This window comes from Paenibacillus sp. RC334, assembly GCF_030034735.1.
In the GTDB taxonomy this organism is placed as follows: Bacteria; Bacillota; Bacilli; order Paenibacillales; family Paenibacillaceae; genus Paenibacillus; species Paenibacillus terrae_A.
Genome location: NZ_CP125370.1, coordinates 3,059,911 through 3,077,530, shown reverse-complemented (window position 1 = coordinate 3,077,530; position 17,620 = coordinate 3,059,911). Strand labels below are relative to the sequence as shown.

Here is a 17,620-nt window from a genome sequence, read left to right as displayed (position 1 = left end):
CCCGAGTAAAATATACAATTACAGCAGGCTAAATAGGAGGATGGTGTATCTGTGTTATCTGCTTTTTTGTATATTTTACTTGGGGTATTCGATGCTTTGGCCGTTGTTACTTTGGTCTTAAAGCTTTATATGCTTCCCGTCTGGGAATATCGTAGAAAAATACTATTTTACACAATTGGCATAGCTTTGTTTTCTTTTCTAATGAGGGTAGTTATAGGTGTGCCTAAATTAGATTTGCCGTTTCAATATTTGTTTATGGTTATCTTTTTTAGATTCGGTTTAGGGATCAAAACACATCTTGCGGCTTTTTCTGCAGGTTCTGGTCTAACAGCCTACATTAACCTACAGCTATTTGTATATCTATTTGCGAATTTTTTCGGAGTAGCACAACCGGGTGTTATCAATTACACTTCTGGGTTTTCTGTTTACTTTATTCAGGTATCTTCTATCATTATTGCATATTTGATTTCTTTTGTTATGGGGAAATATAACTTAGGATTCTCGTTTATAATTCAGCCTCCACACGATTTTTTAAGAGGTGAAAATTATTTCTCATCCCTAAATAAGATGTTAATTATAGGTGCGCTAATATCAGCGGTCACTATCTCTATTACTTTATATATGCTTTATAACTCTAATACAATAGGATTACTTTCCATTTCATTGTTTACTTTCGGATTGTCCTATTTCTTTTCAGATCGGGGGGATTACGAGGATGCTAGAAGCGCTATCGAGGCACATCGCAACAGAAATAAAAAAAGCTGACCCCGATGGTCCGACAAGTGTAGAAGTGATGGAATATGCGCTTGGTATAAAAATCACTGAAGTTTCTGCGGTATTCCTAGTAGCAGTAGTAGGCTGGATGGCAGGGCACTTTTTAGGAGCGTTATTAGCACTGGGTACTATTATGTTTATGAGGAGATTTTCAGGAGGGGCACACTTCCGCAATCTTACGTTATGTGTCTGTTTTACAACGGCAATATGTGTAACTATACCTTTCATCGCTTTGAATGTGCCAACGATTTTTATTATTAGTGCTTGTTCATTATTAGTGTTTGTCATTTATGCGCCTAATCATTTTATTTATATTAACAAAACTACTAAACATAAATATTATAAAGCGGTATGTATTTTGTTTTGTGCATTGAATTTCTTTATACAATCACACATAATATGCTTATCTTTAGCTATACAAGCTTTCAGCATTCTTCCTTTATGGAAAGGAGGGGAACGGAAATGGACAAGAGATTGGCAAGAGCTTTAAATGTAAAACTGGGGAAATACGCTGACGAATCTACCAAAAATGAAAAAACAGTATTTGGCGCTAAACCAATACCAGAAGAGCTGAAGAAAAAAGATCAGAAGAGTAAAGAAACGAATTGATATATGGAAGATGGAAAGCGGATTCTTGCCACCAAATTGTTGAGTGACAACGCATTAGGGGAATGTTCTTTTTTTCGCGAAAATCACCTGGTGGTGATTGAATTGTGGAAACCCAAAAGCAATTATCATATCCCACTTTTTCATACGTTGTATGGAAAATTCACCGTTCCCACCACTCTCCACGAATGTTTATCTGGTCTGCCCACTTTTGCTAATTTGGATGGTTCTAATTTAGTCAATATTAGCCTTGTAGACAAAATAATCACGGGAGATTATACGGGCGGACAGGTTACCTTCAAAAACAAGAACAATAAAGAAAGTATAAACGCGTCTAATTTGTCTCGTTGGAAACAAATTTACAAAGATGCAATCAGCGCTGAACGGGAACTGCGCTACATTTTCGGAGCAGAAATTTTAAAAACGGGTAAGTCAGCAGAAAATGGTTTTTTTAAAATTTCAGATATGATCAGTGTAGATATGTGGGAACAAAAGAAAAATTATTATGTCCCACGTTTCAATTCTGGTGATAAATCGTATGGAATCGGGTTAACAGTGCAAGCTTGTAAGGAAGCTTTTCCTTACTTATATCCGGCCTATAAGGATACCCTAATTAATCTCAGCTTAGTTAGCAAAATTGAAACAGATATATTCGGAGGTTCAGTTCACTTCACATTTGTTATTAATGAATAAAAAAGACTCAATGCGCCTATAAATCGCATTGAGTCTGCCCACAAAAACACCCACAAATTACCCACAAATAGTATATACGTTATGCTACTTTGGAAAAATTAATTATCTTTTATTATTTAATTATCGGTGTTTAAGTACCACATGATAATTTAGAAATCCATGGAACTTAAACCGGACCCAAGTGCATCAATGGGAACGTGATCAATATCTGACGCTTTACTAAAATGTGGAATCCCTTGGCGCTCTGAGCGTTGAGGGATTTTTAGTTTGGGGACAGTGAGTAAAAATTATAAATCCGATATATAGTTGCCCTCAAAATGCCCCCAAACTTTTTATTTTCAAAATACTTTTCAGTAAAAGACTCATATTTCTTCATGCTAGCCAATGAAAGAATTACATTAAGGGAAAAGAATTGCAAAGGAAGAGTTTGTGAATTGGATCGAAGTCCGTAAGCAAGAACATCGGTGTATTAATGCCATGTTGTCTTGTCTCTTTTGGCTGATTGTATTTGATGATTTTTTGGATCGTTTGTATCATCCTAAATAATCAAAGAAGAGAACTTGTATGAGTTGGGGCACGATATTGGACACGTTCCATGATCCCAGGTTTTCGAAAGGAAAAATTGGTGATAAATGGTATTTCCCAGCTCGTGAAATGAGCTTTTTTGAAATATGGCTCTTAGAGCAATAAACACATTATAAGGAAACGATCGAAAAATATTTACCTAAAATAATACATAAAATATTCCAAATAAACAGATAATTGTATTGCCACGCTGTTATAGCAAATATAGAATTATAGTGTTGGTTACAACTGAGTGAAGGGGATATGTGTTATGTGGGAGCCTATACGGTTCTTGCTATTTTCTAATGTTGAAACATTTGCGGCGTTTGTTTTAATGCTTACTATTTTTAGAATCCGAGCTTTAGATTTTGTCTGGCCTGCCTTGTTTATCGGCCTGATCATGAACTTGCAAAGTATGGTGTTGAGAGAAGAAATGTCGTTGTCTTTTTTTGCTCCGACTATAAACATTATATTATTCACATTATTGATAACTACTGTTGTAAGGATGCCCATTATTTGGGCAGCTATCATATCCATTACAGGTACGTTTTTGTATACGCTGTTTCAAGCAATAATCATAGTAATGCTCTTTGGTACATTGACATCAGACATGCAGACCTCTCCAGAGGGATCGTTAGCTCAAGCTGTAACCAGTGCATGGGTGTTAGCTATATCATGGTTACTATTTAAATTCAAAATAGGCTTTACAGCAGATTATGAAAGCTTGCGTTTTAGGTGGGAACATGTACTTGTTGTTATTTTAATAATTGGGGTACTAGCAGCTAGTACATTTATGTTCTACGTCAATAATTTTCCTTTGAGTATTTTATTTATAGCTTTGGCATCTGGAATGTTTCTGTACTATGCGCTAAAAACGGAGCGTGATTATTATAAAAAATCTTGATTCTATCGCTCTTGATATTGCAACTCATATCAAAACAGTTGTACCGGGTCATCCAGCTTCTATTGCGGTTTTAAAACATGGAATAGCCGTTGTGATTAATACAGTTTCAATCATTTTGTTAACTATTGGTATTTCATTTATTACGGGTAAGGTGCAGGAAACTGTACTGGCGATGATATCTTTTTCTATACTGCGTCAAGTTGTAGGAGGAATACATTTAAAGAGCAATATAGTATGCATTGTTGTATCTACAGCTTTACTTACCGCCCTGTCCTTTGTGAATTTAAACTATAATTGGATAGTTATTACTTCGATATTAAGTATAATACTTGTCTTGGTTTATGCTCCGTCTAGAATAGACGGGAAGACTCGTATACCTAAACGGCACTACCCATTGTTAAAAATTTGCGGGGTTGCAATAATAACACTTAATTTGTGGCTGGCTTTTCCGGTGGTAGCTGCTAGTTTTTTTGTTCAAAGCTTAACGTTAATAGAGAGGAGGTGCGAAAAATGAAAAGTCCTAAATTTAGTAAATTTAAGATTGGTATGTACTACAATGCTGCCATATTACTAACTTCACTTGCAGTTGTATCAGTGAGTACAGCGAGTTTGTCTTGGATTCACAGTCCCGAACCACCTGAAGAACTGTTGAAATAAAGTGGGAGATATATGAAATGCTAAACTTAACCGTCTCAGCTGATGATTCTCGAGGTATTAACAAGGGCGAAAACATACCAGTGGACAAGGTTCTTTTCATATCTAAAGGACGTAAGAGGGATCAGATTCTAGTTCACACATTCGAAAAAACATATTACATGATCGGCACCCTAAGGCATTGGGAAAGCTTCCTAAATAATAATGGGTTCCATTTCTTGAATGTAGACAGAAGCAATACTCTGAATGTGGAAAAGGTGAAAATTGTTAATGGCATTTTCAAAGACGCTTACTTTGAATGTGAGATAACAAAAACATCGAAGAGGTGTCCGATCTCTTATCACCGATTTGACGAGGTTATAGAGGAAATGGGTTTCATTAATTCGAACATAATCTTCACTGGAGTTGCTACTAGATAGCGGCTCTTTTTTTGTCAAAAATACTCGGCTTATATTGTCGAATCATAAGAGACATTCAGCACCCTGATTTTTGTTCATATGTCCCTAATTTTAGGAATTGATATAGGTAAGAGTTTCGAATTTCATAATCAAGGGAAAAAGAATGGGAGAAGGTAATGGGTTGTGTTGAGTTAACATTTTCGCTCCTTATGTTTATGAAACGAGGAAAAGCATTTCGTTCAGAGTACATAGGATAAATGATCATACAGTAAAGATAAAGACACAATAGTTCACAGGGGAGAATAGACATGAAAAAGCATTTTTTTGAATTTTCTCAGGACTGGGATTTAGATGAAGAGAATACGAAATTTTTATCAGTATTCACTTACTTCAAATGTTAAAATTCTGTTGAAAATGATAAAGTCCTACCGACTGCTAAAGGGCCCCTTAATATTGGTTCAATATCCGTTTTACACTATAATGCGGCACAAAAAAGCGGGAAGAAATCCTTCCCGCTTTTCGCTTAAAAACAATCATTAACGTCTGCGTTGTCTATCATTTACACTAAACAGATTAACAGCCAGTGCGTTACCTCTAGCACGTGCAATCGCTCTCTGATTTGAACGGATCGATAATCCTCTTCTTCTCACGTGACGTTTGAAATGTCTTTTACACATGATATCACCTCCCTTCACAAGAAATGAAGGTACGGATGAATTTTAGAAGTGTTTATGCTTACGGTTACGTTTGGAAATTTTGATGTTCAATGCATTGGTGGCTAGTGCGTTACCGCTTCTTGTTTCGGCGGCTGCGGCCTGAAAGACTTTTACGACCAGAAATTTGTTCTTGCCGATACGGTGCTTATACGTTTTGACTCGATTTTTGATCATCTTCTTATCTCCTTTGCTAAGGTCTACTTTATTCATATGTCAGTAGCGCTAGCAATGTATCAGCATAAATCTATTAAAAGCAAAAAGAAGCTATCACCTATGATCCTAATATTCAGAAACTAATAAAGTATGGAGATACGGAACGTAAAAAAACTTATGCTTACCTGCCGTATCCTTTCCCACTTTACGTTGTAGGAGAAAGTTACAGCAGATTAGCATAAGTAGAATAGTAAAGAATGAAGATAAGAAGCTGGTAAAAGAAATATTACTTATTATAAAGGGTTTTAAGTTTTTTCTCGTAATACGCTTCCTGGTTAAGAATACGATTATTCAGTTGTTCAGATAATATACCATATTTATCTAAAATAATGATATAATTCTTTTGATCCACCAATATACAGAACAGTAATTGCAGGTATAAACCGTTTAATCTATGGGCTATCAAAGGAAAAAGAATAGCTGTGAGGAACATTTTGTGTACATAAAATCAACACAAAACCGGCTTGCCATGGGCAGCCGGTTTTGTTGTAGCGGGAAGAATAACGGGGCTGAAAAATGAAAAATCAGTGGAAGTCCCGGAAGAGTCCTACAACCTTGCCCAAAATACTGACGTGCGTCAGACGAAGCGGTTCAAAGGCCGGATTTTCCGGTTGAAGTCGAATATGATCTTTTTCCTTGTAAAAAGTTTTAACAGTAGCCTCGTCCTCGTCTGTCATGGCCACGACAATATCGCCGTTATCGGCTGTCTGCTGTTGACGTACGATGACATAATCTCCGTTGGCAATACCAGCTTCAATCATGCTTTCTCCTACAACAGATAACATGAATATTTTATCCTCACCAACAAAATGTTGGGGAAGAGGAAAGTAATCTTCAATATTTTCTGTTGCTGTAATAGGCAGACCAGCTGTAACTTTGCCGACGACCGGAACACGACTAATTGAGTAATTAATCAAGTTGCTGTTATCCGATTCGTCTTGGCCGAGTAACTCGATGGCCCGCGGTTTCGTTGGATCACGACGAATCAGTCCCTTTTTCTCCAGACGATCCAAATGACCGTGAACCGTAGAACTGGAGGCCAATCCGACAGCCTCACCTATTTCGCGTACAGAAGGGGGATAACCCTTTAGACGCACTTCATTGCGGATAAATTCAAGAATGGCCTGCTGGCGGCTTGAAATCTTAGACATACCGTATCAACCCCATTTAGTAACGTTTGGGAAAATTATAGCATAGAACCTCCGTTCGTACAAACGTAAGTTCTAAATAATCCTAAAAAATAATCACGAACTTTTGTTCTCTTTTCTATTGAACAAAACAAATGTTCGTGTTATATTGTGAAAAAACATAGGAACAAACGTTTGGAGGACGCGACAAATGATGAAATATAGCACATATCAAAGTATTTTTCCAATGAATTTAGAAAAGATTCAAAATGTCCGGAATGAGAGAAGGGCGCAGCTTGTACGGACCATTTCCAACAGTCTCCTGCCCAAACTTCTTATTCTGGTTATCGTTGCCTGGATTGCGGGTGCAGGTGTACTGACGGTATTCGCGGCTCCTTCGGTTTCGAATGAAGAGGTGACCAAACTTATTGTGCAACCTGGGGATACATTGTGGCGGATTGCCTCCACTCATAAACCGGAACGAATGGATACACGGGTATATATAGAAGGAATTGTTCGGATTAACGGAATGGAAGATCGAGGAGTGCAGGCAGGCCAGCTTTTAAAGCTTCCGCACTTCTGATCAGTCACATTAGAGCTGTCAGGGAACGTGATACGGGAACCTTGACAAGCTCTTTTCTACATGTCAAAGTGTATTATATCTTTGCTTATATGGAGGGGACAGAATTTGGATATAGACAGCTTGGTACAGCGCATCAATGAATTGGCTCGCAAAGCAAAAGCCGAAGGATTGACGGAAGAGGAAACAACAGAGCGCGCCAATCTTCGGGAAATTTATTTGGATAACATTCGCCGTAATTTCCGGCAGCAACTTGATACGATTGAAATTGTGGACGAAGATACGTCGAAGGGAAATGGTGGGCTGACGCATTAATGTCGCTAAAGCGGCTTAGCCCGCGTAATTTGCTTTTCGTTTTTTAAGGTATCTATTTTTGGTATCTATATAGATTAGGATTGGTAGCAATTGTTTTAAGCAATATATTTGGGAAGGGAATTGAGAGATGGCCCGGTCATTTGAAAGAAAAGTTCGCAAAAACACAGCGCATTTGAATAAATCGCGCAAAAAGCAAGGCATCCAAACCATTAGTGGCGCCGGTTCTGCAATGGATATTTTCCGTGGACGTAATATTACCGTGCCAATCATGTTGGCTGGACTTGCAGTTCTGTATATGCTCATGAGTTATTTTTTGACTAAGACTGGTATGCGCGGCATGGACTGGCTTGTATTCGGCTTGTATTTGATGCTGGCTGTTATCTTTTTCATCCGCCGTCCTTATTTGAAGGTTGGAAAGAGCACGCTGTATATGTTGAAGGGTGGCAGAGAGCGTCCAATGACGGCAGAGGATATGAAAGCCATCAAGATTGAAAAGGGTTACGTAACGGTTGAAAGAAAAGGTAAGGGTGGCAACTTTATTTTTACAAAATCACTGGGCCGTTATGATACGGATGCCATTGCAGAGCGGCTTGAGAAGTTTGCGCTATCTAATCAGGTTCAAGTAGACAAAAAATAACGACTTCTGTTGGTTCGAATCGTTTAAATTGTCCGTGGGCCTGTAGCCTCTGTAAATAAGGTCGCATGATGTTATTTCATATAACACATTGCGGCCTCTTGATTAATATGGGCACATAACGATTGGAATGCTTGTAGACGCAACAAGGCAGAACAAGCGTACATATAAAGTGGAAAGAGAGTGGATAATACAGATGACGATTCAAGCGGTAATGTTCGATCTTGATGATACACTTCTGTGGGATGAGCGCAGTGTAGAAGAGGCATTTGACGCAACGTGCCAGACAGGTTCCCTGGAAGCAGGCGTTGATCCGAAAGCTTTGGAAGAAGCAGTCCGCAAGGAAGCGCGTGCTTTGTATGAGTCTTATGAAACCTTTAGTTTTACTCAATTGATTGGCATTAATCCGTTTGAGGGATTGTGGGCGAATTTTACGGCAGGAGAGCAGCCAGAGTTCCGGCAATTGGAACAGCTGGCCCCTGCTTATCGAAAGGAATCTTGGCGTAGAGGTCTCCAACAGTTGGGGATAGATAATGAAGAGTTAGCGCAAAAGCTGGCAACCCAATTTGCCTTGGAAAGACGCACCCGTCCCCATGTTTATGAAGAAACGTTTGAGATTCTGGAGCAGTTGAAAGGGCAGTATAAGCTTCTTTTGTTGACAAACGGCTCCCCTGATCTACAGCAGGAGAAGTTGGATGGGGTTCCGCAGTTAGCTCCATTTTTTGATCACGTTGTTATTTCAGGTTCGTTTGGTAAAGGTAAGCCGGACCCGTCTATTTTTCAGCATGCTTTGGGGCTTCTCGGTATTGAGCCTGAACATGCTTTAATGGTGGGGGATAAGCTGACGACTGATATTCAAGGGGCTCTGGCGGCAGGTGTGCACTCCGTGTGGGTGAACCGCAACGCCAAAACCAATACTACAGAAATCAAGCCAAAGTTCGAAATTAAGCATCTGTCCGAATTGGATGGAATTATTCAATCGTTTAAGTAAGTGCTTTTCGGCTCTTATTATAGTAACAAGCCCAAAAAACTCCCTCCGCTCAGGCATCTCAGAGCAGAGGGAGTTGCTTTATCCACATTAGGATGGATTCGTATTATAGTATTATGCCTTAATAAACGATGGATCTTCAAACGGTTCGGCAATCCACCCATTTTCTTCGATGAACAAACGTACTGCGACGATCTTCTGATTTTCCATTAAGGTAAAGAAGTGAGGAATATTTTCTGGTACGGAAATAACGTCACCAGGTGAAAGCTCAACATTAAAATATCCGATTTCTTCAGGACCTTTAATGATGAAAATGCCTTTGCCTGCTACAATAGCACGGATTTCATCTTCGGTATGGGTATGAATTTGCTCAAACTTGGCAAGTAGCTCGTCCAAATTCGGCGTTGCTTCGGACAAGGTGATAACGTCCCATATTTTATACCCACGGCGGGCGGCTAAGTCCTTGATTTCGGCTTCAAAAGTGCTTAGAACAGCCACTTTTTGCTCATCTGTCAGGGTGAAGTTTTCTTGCAGCTCCCCGGACAGCTTGGAATCATCCCAATGCTCGTACAATACCTCTTGACTCTCCAAAAATTCACGTACCTTGTCTTCATCGCTAATTCGTACATTCGTATTGCGTATTAAGATTTCAGCCATAGATTATCCCTCTTTTCCACTTGGTTTAATGTTGTATACAGAATATCATGTCTTGAATCGTTGTACAATATAGGTCTGAAACATTTTATGTTGCAAATGACGGTTCGTCCTATTCCAATATAAAAAGAACCCTGGCCTAAGTGCGTCTCATTATGCAGCAAACTGTAAAAATGAATATCGAGAGTTGTTTTTGTGCAGAAGAAGCCGTATAAAACGTATGTTTTTACTTCAATCTATCTAAATGATACGGTTTCTGCTAAACTAGGATTTAACGTTTTGCGGGGGTGAAGAGATTTTGGATAAAGTTAGCTTACAGAATGCATTACAACGAAGAATACTCATTCTTGACGGGGCCATGGGCACCATGATCCAGCAAGAGGATCTTTCCCCCGACGATTTTGGCGGGGAAGAGCTGGAGGGCTGCAACGAGATGTTGGTCTTAACCAGACCGGATGTCATTCAAGGGATACATGAAGCATACTTGGAGGCCGGATCAGACCTGATTGAAACGAACACTTTTGGAGCGACATCCGTCGTTTTGGCGGATTACGATATACCGGAGCGCGCCCGTGAAATTAATCTGGTTGCAGCTAAACTGGCGCGTAACGCGGCAGATAAGTATAGTACTGCGGACAAGCCTCGTTTTGTTGTAGGAGCTATGGGACCGACGACGAAAACATTATCCGTGACAGGTGGTGTTACGTTTGCGGAGCTGATCGAGAGCTATGAAGAGCAAGCCTTGGCGCTAATTGAAGGCGGCGTGGATGCCTTGCTTTTGGAGACCTCGCAGGATACGCTTAACGTCAAAGCCGGAAGTATTGGAATTCGGCAGGCTTTTGAGAAGACGGGTACGGAGCTTCCCATAATGATTTCGGGAACGATTGAACCAATGGGAACGACTCTGGCAGGTCAGAATATTGAGTCTTTCTGCATATCGCTGGAACATTTGCATCCGGTGTCGATTGGGCTGAACTGTGCTACAGGACCGGAGTTTATGCGGGATCACATTCGCTCTCTCTCTGATATGTCCTCAGCAGCAATTAGCTGTTATCCGAATGCAGGTTTGCCTGATGAAAACGGTCAATATCATGAATCACCTGATTCATTAGCCCGTAAAATGGCCGCTTTCGCCGAAAAAGGTTGGCTGAATATTGCAGGAGGTTGCTGTGGTACTACACCTGAGCATATCCGGGTTATGAGTGAACGTATGGCGCAGTTTGAGCCGCGCCCGCTGGAAGGCCATCACCCACCGGCTGTATCGGGTATTGAGCCTGTATATATTGAACAGGAAAATCGTCCCTATATGGTTGGTGAACGAACAAATGTTCTCGGCTCCCGCAAATTCAAGCGTTTGATCGTGGAAGGCAAATATGAAGAGGCATCTGAAATTGCCCGTGCTCAGGTAAAGAGTGGGGCACATGTCATTGATATTTGTGTACAGGACCCGGACCGCGATGAAATGACGGATATGGAAGCCTTTTTGAAGCTGGTCGTGAATAAGGTAAAGGTTCCTCTCGTGATTGATACCACGGATATTCAGGTCATTGATACCGCCTTGCAATATTCGCAAGGGAAGGCGATCATTAACTCCATTAATTTGGAGGATGGCGAAGAGAAATTTGAGAAAATGGCACCTCTTATTCATAAATACGGCGCGGCTGTTGTTGTTGGAACCATTGATGAACGTGGTCAGGCTATTTCACGTGAGGATAAGCTTGAAGTGGCCCAAACGCTCTTATGATCTGCTGGTGAACCGTTACGGTCTGGCACCCGAGGATCTTATTTTTGATACGCTCGTATTTCCCGTAGGAACAGGTGATGAGCAATACATCGGTTCGGCCAAGGAAACGATTGAGGGTATTCGGATTATTAAAGAAGCACTTCCAGGAGTTCACACCATTTTGGGTATCAGTAACGTGTCCTTTGGTTTGCCGGAGGCGGGGCGTGAAGTGCTCAATTCCGTTTATCTATACGAATGTACCAAAGCAGGCTTGGACTATGCGATTGTAAATACGGAGAAGCTCGAACGTTATGCTTCGATACCCGAGCATGAACGGAAGCTCGCCGAAGACCTGATTTATAAAACGAACGACGATACTTTATCCGCTTTTGTGGCTGCTTTCCGTAATAAGAAAGTGGAGAAAAAAGAGAAGGTGTCCAATCTCTCGCTCGAAGAGCGGCTGGCTTCCTATGTAGTAGAGGGTAGTAAGGAGGGACTGATTCCGGATCTGGAGCAAGCGCTTGCCAAATATTCTTCGCTGGAGATTATTAATGGACCGCTGATGAAGGGGATGGAAGAGGTAGGACGTCTCTTTAACAACAACGAATTGATCGTTGCAGAGGTGCTGCAAAGCGCTGAAGTCATGAAGGCGTCGGTCGCTTTCTTGGAACCGTATATGGAAAAAAATGAATCCTCGGTAAAAGGAAAGATTTTGCTGGCTACGGTCAAAGGTGATGTGCATGACATTGGTAAAAACCTGGTGGAGATTATTCTATCCAACAATGGTTACCATATTGTAAATCTGGGTATAAAAGTACCACCAGAACGCATTATTGAGGCTTACCGTGAAGAAAAGGCCGACGCGATTGGCTTATCCGGTTTGCTTGTTAAATCGGCTCAACAGATGGTGTTGACTGCACAGGATTTAAAAAATGCGAATATTGATATCCCGATTATGGTTGGCGGAGCTGCTTTGACGCGTAAGTTTACGAAAAACCGTATCCGTCCCGAGTATGACGGAATGGTTGTCTATGCGAAGGATGCAATGGATGGTTTGGACATAGCTAACAAGCTGATGAATCCTGAGTCCCGCAAGAAAATGGCTGAGGAAATGGAGGCTGAACGGGAAGCGGAAGCCGCAACGGTCGTGGAAGCCAAGCCGTTGCCTAAACTTACCCGGGCTGTTCGCTCTAAAATCGCTCAGGATTTGCCCGTCTATATTCCGCCGGATACGGATCGTCATGTACTGCGTAACTATCCGCTCAATTATATTTTGCCTTATGTGAATATGCAGATGCTGATGGGGCACCATCTTGGATTAAAAGGAAATGTAGAGCAATTGCTGGCTTCGGGGAATCCGAAAGCGACTCAGTTGAAGGAAACCGTAGATAGCATCATGTTTGAAGCCGTTACGGATGGAATTATTCAGGCACATGCTGTATACCGTTTCTTCCCGGCGCAGTCACAGGGAGATCAGATTTTGGTTTATGATCCATCAGATGTGAACAGGGTACTGCACACATTTACGTTTCCGCGTCAACAAGTAGAGCCTTATTTATGTCTGGCTGACTACTTGAAATCGGTGGAATCTGGAGTTATGGATTATGTAGGTTTTATGGTCGTTACGGCGGGTCACGGTATTCAGCAGCTTTCCACGCAATGGAAAGAAAAAGGGGATTACTTACGCTCTCATGCACTTCAGTCGGTAGCGCTGGAAGTGGCAGAAGGACTCGCCGAGCGACTTCATCATATTATAAGGGACAGCTGGGGCTTCCCGGACTCGGCAGACATGACGATGAAACAGCGGCATGGGGCTAGATATCAGGGCATACGGGTATCTTTTGGCTATCCAGCATGTCCTGATCTGGAGGATCAGGGGCCATTGTTCCAGCTGTTGAAACCTGAGGATATTGGCGTTGAGCTGACGGAAGGGTTTATGATGGAACCGGAGGCTTCTGTATCAGCCATGGTGTTCAGTCACCCTCAGGCGCAGTATTTTAACGTCGAAAAGGTGTAACACCTTTATCAGATGGGATAGCAAAGACCCTCCGAGCTTCGGAGGTTTTTTGCTGGTCAGCAGGAAGAAGGTTAAAGTCATGGAATTTTATTTTCTCGGCACGAATGCAGGTGTGCCTACGATCCAGCGAAACGTGACGTCCATCGCACTCCGTTTGCTGGAGGAACGAAGAAGCATGTGGTTGTTTGATTGCGGCGAAGGAACTCAGCAGGAGGTACTACGTTCGCCGCTTAAGCTAAGCAGGCTTGAAAAAATATTCATTACCCATTTGCATGGAGACCATCTCTTTGGTCTGCCAGGCCTGCTGTCGAGCAGGGCGTATCAGGGAGGTACGACACCGCTGACGGTATACGGGCCGCCTGGCCTCAAGCAGTACATCGAATTATCGCTGGGAATCAGCCAATCCCGTATCAACTACCAACTACATATTGTGGAGCATACGGGAGGACTATTGTTTGATGACGGGCAATTCCGTGTCGAGTCGGCTCTGCTGGATCATCGTATTGACAGCTACGGTTATCGTATTGTAGAGATGGATAAGCCCGGCAAGCTCAATCAGGAGCTGCTGGAGCGATACGGAATCAAGCCCGGCCCGGTGTATGGTAAGCTGAAACGTGGAGAAAGCGTAGAGGTGGAGGGGGGGAGTCATGCTTCATCCCCAGGATGTATTGGGTGCACCGAAAAAAGGACGTATCATCACCATTCTTGGTGACACGCGACCTTGCCCGAATACCGTAGTATTGGCTCAAGATGCAACGGTTGTCGTTCATGAAGCTACTTTTCTGCATGAGCTTGCGGAAACGGCGTATGAATATCATCACAGTACAGCGCTCCAGGCAGCGGAAGCAGCAAAAGCGGCAGGTGCGGGCCAATTAATCATGACGCATTTTAGTTCCAGATATAAAGATCAGGAGCAGCTTCAGCCGTTGCTGGAGGAAGCGCGGAGTATATTCCCCAATTCATTGCTGGCGGAGCAGCATGTGTTGTTACCAGTGCCCGATATCGGTTCTTAAACGGTAGTTATAGAAGATAAACGTGTATGGGTGTCGGGGCTTGCTCCGGCGCCTTTGTTTTTCCTGTGAAATTATTTTCCGGGAAAGCGCAGGATGCGACAAGAGATGAGGACGACATATGGGTGGGGTCGGATGAATTTGTACTACCACATATGGAGACATGTCATATTCGGTTTTCTATATATCGAATTTTAAAGGGTTTGTATTTTGAGCAGGCTCAGGAAATACAGGAAATTTCCTTTGAAGACTAGGCATCTTCGATGGATTTCGACGGAGATGCAAGCTTATTCCCTGGGAAAGCGACGGCTTTTAGCGAGGAATGGCATTATTTTGAACGGTTTATCAGCAATTCATGGACTTTCATACGTATTTTTGACTTAAGATAGATAAGATGAAATGGGGAGGCCAACTTATTTTATGACCTGAATGATTAAGGTGATTAAATAAGAGGGTGAACATCATTCATGGGATGAATTATAATTTCAATGTTATGATGAATTGATTTGAAGCGCGGGAGGGAATTACGATAAAATCGTTACTAATTGATCTGGATGGAACATTGTACCATGGGAACCGGATGATCAAGGGTGCGGATATGCTCATATCCCAATTGCGCACGAACCAGATACCTTATGCTTATGTTACGAATAATGCTTCACGCACACCTGAGTCGGTGGCGGAGCATTTGGTCGGTATGGGAATTGATGCAGTTAGCGATGAAGTATGTACTTCGGCGCTGGCGGCTGCACAATATGTTGCACAGCAAAGCCCTGGAGCACGTGTATATTGTATTGGTGAAACGGGATTACATCAGGCGCTTACCGATGCCGGATTGCAGCTTGTGGAGGATCACCCTGATTATGTGGTGCAGGGGATAGATCGCCAATTTACATATGATAAGCTGGTTGCTGCCATGCGATGGATTCGGGAAGGAGCCACTTTTATTTTGACAAACCCGGATCTCCAATTACCTTCACAAGATGGACTTACGCCGGGGGCAGGAACGATTGGAGCTGCGATTGAGGCGGCATCACAGGTAAAGCCCGTCGTCATCGGCAAGCCTTCAAGCGTGTTAATGAACTATGCGCTGGATCGCTTGAACATTAGAGCGGATGAAGCTCTGGTTGTGGGCGATAATATGCTTACCGATATTGCGGCAGGTGCGGCGGCAGGTTGCAAAACAGCTCTGATTCTATCGGGTGTTTCGACCCGCGCTAATATGGACGGACATATGCGTGCCGTTGGAGTAAAACCTGACCTGATTTTCGACAATCTGGATGAATTGCAGGATTGGCTCCAGGAAGAGTTTAAGTAATAGTAAATATACATTTTAAAAAAATCTGCAAGAATCAAAAGTGATTTGCAGCTACGAAAGGAAAGATGTTGACATGCCGGAACTTCCTGAGATGGAGAACTACAGAACGCTATTGTCAAAACAAATTTTGGACATTCCGATTACCGGAGTGACGGTTAACCGTGTGAAATCCATTAATACCGATGTGGAAACGTTTGAGAAGCAATTGCTGGGAACTACCGTTGTATATATGGAGCGTCGAGGCAAGCACTTGATTTTTCATCTGAACACGGGCGGGCGGCTAGTGCTGCATCTGATGCTGGGAGGACTGTTGTATCTGGGAACGGAGGAGCAGCGTCCTGATCGCACGGTTCAAATTGAACTGGATTTTAGTGGAGTAAAGCTTTATTTTATCGGTCTGCGCTTGGGTTACCTGCACTTGCTGACGGCTAAAGAAACAGAAGAGGCGATGTCTGACCTCGGACCTGATCCGCTGGATCGTCGTATGACATTAGAAAAGTTCACAGCACGTCTAAAGGGACGTCGGGGTATTTTGAAAACAACGCTGGTGAATCAGCATGTTTTTTCCGGTATCGGCAATTGTTATTCGGACGAAATTGCTTATATCGCCGGATTTACACCAGGTTCCAAAGTACAAAACATCGTACAATCGCCAGAAAAAGTGGAAAAGCTGTATCATGCTACGCAATCCGTGCTTCGTGAAGCTACTGCGGAAGGCGGTTATATGGAAATGCCTCTGATGGAGGGGGATACGCTAACGGGCGGCTTTGATCATCAGTGTCGGGTGTATGACCGTGAGGGAGAAGAATCTCCAAATGGCGGGAAAATTGTGAGGGTTGAGCTGGCGGGAAAAAAAGCATTTTATTGCCCGGTACAGCAGCATGATGCCTAAACTGCTGATCGGCTCTCATGTTAGTACGCGAGGTGGTTTTTCCAAAGCCGCTGTACGTGCACGAGAGCAGGGTGGACGTTCTTTTCAATATTTTCCGAAAAACCCGCGTAGTCTTAGGCTGAAGGAATGGAATGCTGCTGATGCGGCTGTTTGCAAAGCTTACTGTGAAAAGCATGAAATCCAATCTATTGGCCACTCGCCATATCCTGTTAATCCAGCTCACGGGCGCGAACGCGGGCAGGAGCTTTATGAGCTGACAGTTGCTTCATTGCGAAACGATCTGGATATCGCTGAAGCCTGTGGCTCAAAGGGGACTGTCGTTCATTTTGGGCATACCCATGCGTCTGATCCGCTGGAGGGCTATCGAAATATCATTGGTTGTCTTGATGATGTACTGGAAGGATGGCTGGGAAAGGCTAAAATACTGATTGAAAATCAGGCAGGGGATCACGGCCCGATGGGAACCACGTTGGAGGAAATGGTGCAAATTCGCCAGTTGTGTCAATATCCTGATAGCATTGGCTTTTGTCTGGATACCTGTCATGCGTATGCAGCAGGATTGTGGAACGGTGGACGTGATGAGGCGTTGATCGAAAAAGGGGATCGTCTGGGCTATTGGCCAGCCCTGTGCGGAGTTCATTTGAACGATTCCAAATACCCGTATGGCTCAAGAAAAGACAGACATGCGCGTGTTGCGCAGGGATGTATTGGTCTGGAGGGTATGCGTTGGATGACGGAACAGGAGCCTGTAAGGGGCATTCCAGTCGTTTTGGAAAGTGAAACGGGACATGATGGGACCCATCGCGAAGATATTCAATTAATCCTAAGCTGGCAGTAATA

General features: G+C 42.6%; 19 protein-coding genes and 2 pseudogenes. 17 read left to right on the top strand and 4 right to left on the bottom strand.

The window, feature by feature from the left end; translation table 11 throughout:
* The first annotated feature begins 51 nt into the window (after positions 1 to 51).
* From QMK20_RS14070 to QMK20_RS14030, 8 genes are all read left to right on the top strand, one after another.
* Positions 52 to 765, top strand: coding sequence for a hypothetical protein (locus QMK20_RS14070; RefSeq protein WP_283652116.1), 714 nt, complete (start codon positions 52 to 54; stop codon positions 763 to 765).
* On the top strand, positions 716 to 1,264 hold the full coding sequence (locus tag QMK20_RS14065; protein WP_283652115.1) for an accessory gene regulator ArgB-like protein: 549 nt from the start codon (positions 716 to 718) through the stop codon (positions 1,262 to 1,264). Before QMK20_RS14070 ends, QMK20_RS14065 begins: the two co-directional genes overlap by 50 nt.
* On the top strand, positions 1,237 to 1,383 hold the full coding sequence (locus QMK20_RS14060; RefSeq protein ID WP_200893479.1) for a hypothetical protein: 147 nt from the start codon (positions 1,237 to 1,239) through the stop codon (positions 1,381 to 1,383). The genes QMK20_RS14065 and QMK20_RS14060 overlap by 28 nt, the downstream gene beginning before the upstream one ends.
* Positions 1,384 to 1,386: 3 nt before the next feature.
* Positions 1,387 to 2,073 (top strand): hypothetical protein, encoded by a 687-nt coding sequence (locus tag QMK20_RS14055; RefSeq protein WP_283652114.1) that lies wholly within the window; start codon positions 1,387 to 1,389, stop codon positions 2,071 to 2,073.
* 835 nt (positions 2,074 to 2,908) lie between these two features.
* Entirely contained in the window at positions 2,909 to 3,541 is a 633-nt protein-coding gene (locus QMK20_RS14045) for a hypothetical protein (RefSeq protein ID WP_283652113.1), read from the top strand.
* On the top strand, positions 3,519 to 4,055 hold the full coding sequence (locus tag QMK20_RS14040; protein ID WP_283652112.1) for an accessory gene regulator ArgB-like protein: 537 nt from the start codon (positions 3,519 to 3,521) through the stop codon (positions 4,053 to 4,055). Before QMK20_RS14045 ends, QMK20_RS14040 begins: the two co-directional genes overlap by 23 nt.
* Positions 4,052 to 4,198, top strand: coding sequence for a cyclic lactone autoinducer peptide (locus QMK20_RS14035; protein ID WP_014281452.1), 147 nt, complete (start codon positions 4,052 to 4,054; stop codon positions 4,196 to 4,198). The genes QMK20_RS14040 and QMK20_RS14035 overlap by 4 nt, the downstream gene beginning before the upstream one ends.
* Before the next feature lie 17 nt (positions 4,199 to 4,215).
* Entirely contained in the window at positions 4,216 to 4,614 is a 399-nt protein-coding gene (locus QMK20_RS14030; protein ID WP_044648284.1) for a LytTR family transcriptional regulator DNA-binding domain-containing protein, read from the top strand.
* Positions 4,615 to 5,129: 515 nt separating this feature from the next.
* Here the strand turns inward: QMK20_RS14030 and QMK20_RS14025 are convergent.
* The 3 genes from QMK20_RS14025 to lexA all read right to left on the bottom strand — a co-directional run bounded on the left by QMK20_RS14025 (position 5,130) and on the right by lexA (position 6,673).
* A complete protein-coding gene (locus QMK20_RS14025) occupies positions 5,130 to 5,270 on the bottom strand; it encodes a hypothetical protein (RefSeq protein WP_283652111.1) in 141 nt (46 codons plus the stop codon).
* A gap of 42 nt (positions 5,271 to 5,312) precedes the next feature.
* The gene (locus QMK20_RS14020) at positions 5,313 to 5,483 is read right to left on the bottom strand and encodes a hypothetical protein (protein WP_283652110.1); all 171 of its coding nucleotides are present in this window, start codon (positions 5,481 to 5,483) and stop codon (positions 5,313 to 5,315) included.
* A 563-nt stretch (positions 5,484 to 6,046) separates the two neighbouring features.
* Positions 6,047 to 6,673 (bottom strand): transcriptional repressor LexA, encoded by a 627-nt coding sequence (gene lexA / locus QMK20_RS14015; protein ID WP_013310545.1) that lies wholly within the window; start codon positions 6,671 to 6,673, stop codon positions 6,047 to 6,049.
* 190 nt (positions 6,674 to 6,863) lie between these two features.
* Here lexA and QMK20_RS14010 point away from each other — a divergent pair, with 190 nt between their 5' ends.
* The 4 genes from QMK20_RS14010 (at position 6,864) to QMK20_RS13995 (ending at position 9,169) form a co-directional block, all read left to right on the top strand.
* Positions 6,864 to 7,232, top strand: a complete 369-nt coding sequence (locus tag QMK20_RS14010; protein ID WP_283656279.1) for a LysM peptidoglycan-binding domain-containing protein — start codon at positions 6,864 to 6,866, stop codon at positions 7,230 to 7,232.
* 105 nt (positions 7,233 to 7,337) lie between these two features.
* Positions 7,338 to 7,544: a DUF896 domain-containing protein gene (locus QMK20_RS14005; protein WP_044648282.1), complete on the top strand. Its 207-nt coding sequence runs from the start codon at positions 7,338 to 7,340 to the stop codon at positions 7,542 to 7,544.
* Between the two features lie 127 nt (positions 7,545 to 7,671).
* Positions 7,672 to 8,181, top strand: coding sequence for a hypothetical protein (locus tag QMK20_RS14000; RefSeq protein ID WP_283652109.1), 510 nt, complete (start codon positions 7,672 to 7,674; stop codon positions 8,179 to 8,181).
* Positions 8,182 to 8,374: 193 nt separating this feature from the next.
* The gene (locus tag QMK20_RS13995) at positions 8,375 to 9,169 is read left to right on the top strand and encodes an HAD family hydrolase (RefSeq protein ID WP_283652108.1); all 795 of its coding nucleotides are present in this window, start codon (positions 8,375 to 8,377) and stop codon (positions 9,167 to 9,169) included.
* A 111-nt stretch (positions 9,170 to 9,280) separates the two neighbouring features.
* On the opposite strand, the gene QMK20_RS13990 is transcribed toward QMK20_RS13995, so the two are convergent.
* A complete protein-coding gene (locus QMK20_RS13990) occupies positions 9,281 to 9,823 on the bottom strand; it encodes a cupin domain-containing protein (protein WP_044648279.1) in 543 nt (180 codons plus the stop codon).
* Between the two features lie 295 nt (positions 9,824 to 10,118).
* On the opposite strand from QMK20_RS13990, the pseudogene metH reads away from it, so the two are divergent.
* From metH to QMK20_RS13965, 5 genes and pseudogenes are all read left to right on the top strand, one after another.
* Positions 10,119 to 13,560 (top strand): annotated as a pseudogene (gene metH, locus QMK20_RS13985) (methionine synthase).
* A gap of 79 nt (positions 13,561 to 13,639) precedes the next feature.
* Positions 13,640 to 14,573, top strand: a pseudogene (rnz, locus tag QMK20_RS13980) (ribonuclease Z).
* Positions 14,574 to 15,099: 526 nt separating this feature from the next.
* A complete protein-coding gene (locus QMK20_RS13975) occupies positions 15,100 to 15,888 on the top strand; it encodes a TIGR01457 family HAD-type hydrolase (RefSeq protein ID WP_283656278.1) in 789 nt (262 codons plus the stop codon).
* Positions 15,889 to 15,961: 73 nt separating this feature from the next.
* Positions 15,962 to 16,780 carry an Fpg/Nei family DNA glycosylase gene (locus QMK20_RS13970; RefSeq protein WP_283652107.1) on the top strand — a complete coding sequence of 273 codons (819 nt, stop codon included), beginning with the start codon at positions 15,962 to 15,964 and terminating at the stop codon, positions 16,778 to 16,780.
* Complete coding sequence (locus QMK20_RS13965; RefSeq protein WP_283656277.1) at positions 16,770 to 17,618, top strand: deoxyribonuclease IV; 849 nt, start codon at positions 16,770 to 16,772, stop codon at positions 17,616 to 17,618. Before QMK20_RS13970 ends, QMK20_RS13965 begins: the two co-directional genes overlap by 11 nt.
* The last annotated feature ends 2 nt before the right edge of the window (positions 17,619 to 17,620 follow it).

Excerpts from the sequence above, each read along its gene's own strand:
- QMK20_RS14065 (WP_283652115.1), top strand. The coding sequence starts at position 716 with ATGCTAGAAGCGCTATCGAGGCACATCGCAACAGAAATAAAAAAAGCT.
- QMK20_RS14045 (WP_283652113.1), top strand. The coding sequence starts at position 2,909 with ATGTGGGAGCCTATACGGTTCTTGCTATTTTCTAATGTTGAAACATTT.
- QMK20_RS14025 (WP_283652111.1), bottom strand. The coding sequence starts at position 5,270 with ATGTGTAAAAGACATTTCAAACGTCACGTGAGAAGAAGAGGATTATCG.
- QMK20_RS13970 (WP_283652107.1), top strand. The coding sequence starts at position 15,962 with ATGCCGGAACTTCCTGAGATGGAGAACTACAGAACGCTATTGTCAAAA.
- QMK20_RS13965 (WP_283656277.1), top strand. The coding sequence starts at position 16,770 with ATGATGCCTAAACTGCTGATCGGCTCTCATGTTAGTACGCGAGGTGGT.
- QMK20_RS14030 (WP_044648284.1), top strand. The coding sequence starts at position 4,216 with ATGCTAAACTTAACCGTCTCAGCTGATGATTCTCGAGGTATTAACAAG.
- QMK20_RS13990 (WP_044648279.1), bottom strand. The coding sequence starts at position 9,823 with ATGGCTGAAATCTTAATACGCAATACGAATGTACGAATTAGCGATGAA.
- QMK20_RS14035 (WP_014281452.1), top strand. The coding sequence starts at position 4,052 with ATGAAAAGTCCTAAATTTAGTAAATTTAAGATTGGTATGTACTACAAT.
- QMK20_RS14055 (WP_283652114.1), top strand. The coding sequence starts at position 1,387 with ATGGAAGATGGAAAGCGGATTCTTGCCACCAAATTGTTGAGTGACAAC.
- QMK20_RS13995 (WP_283652108.1), top strand. The coding sequence starts at position 8,375 with ATGACGATTCAAGCGGTAATGTTCGATCTTGATGATACACTTCTGTGG.
- QMK20_RS14020 (WP_283652110.1), bottom strand. The coding sequence starts at position 5,483 with ATGATCAAAAATCGAGTCAAAACGTATAAGCACCGTATCGGCAAGAAC.
- QMK20_RS14000 (WP_283652109.1), top strand. The coding sequence starts at position 7,672 with ATGGCCCGGTCATTTGAAAGAAAAGTTCGCAAAAACACAGCGCATTTG.
- QMK20_RS14010 (WP_283656279.1), top strand. The coding sequence starts at position 6,864 with ATGAAATATAGCACATATCAAAGTATTTTTCCAATGAATTTAGAAAAG.
- QMK20_RS14060 (WP_200893479.1), top strand. The coding sequence starts at position 1,237 with ATGGACAAGAGATTGGCAAGAGCTTTAAATGTAAAACTGGGGAAATAC.
- lexA (WP_013310545.1), bottom strand. The coding sequence starts at position 6,673 with ATGTCTAAGATTTCAAGCCGCCAGCAGGCCATTCTTGAATTTATCCGC.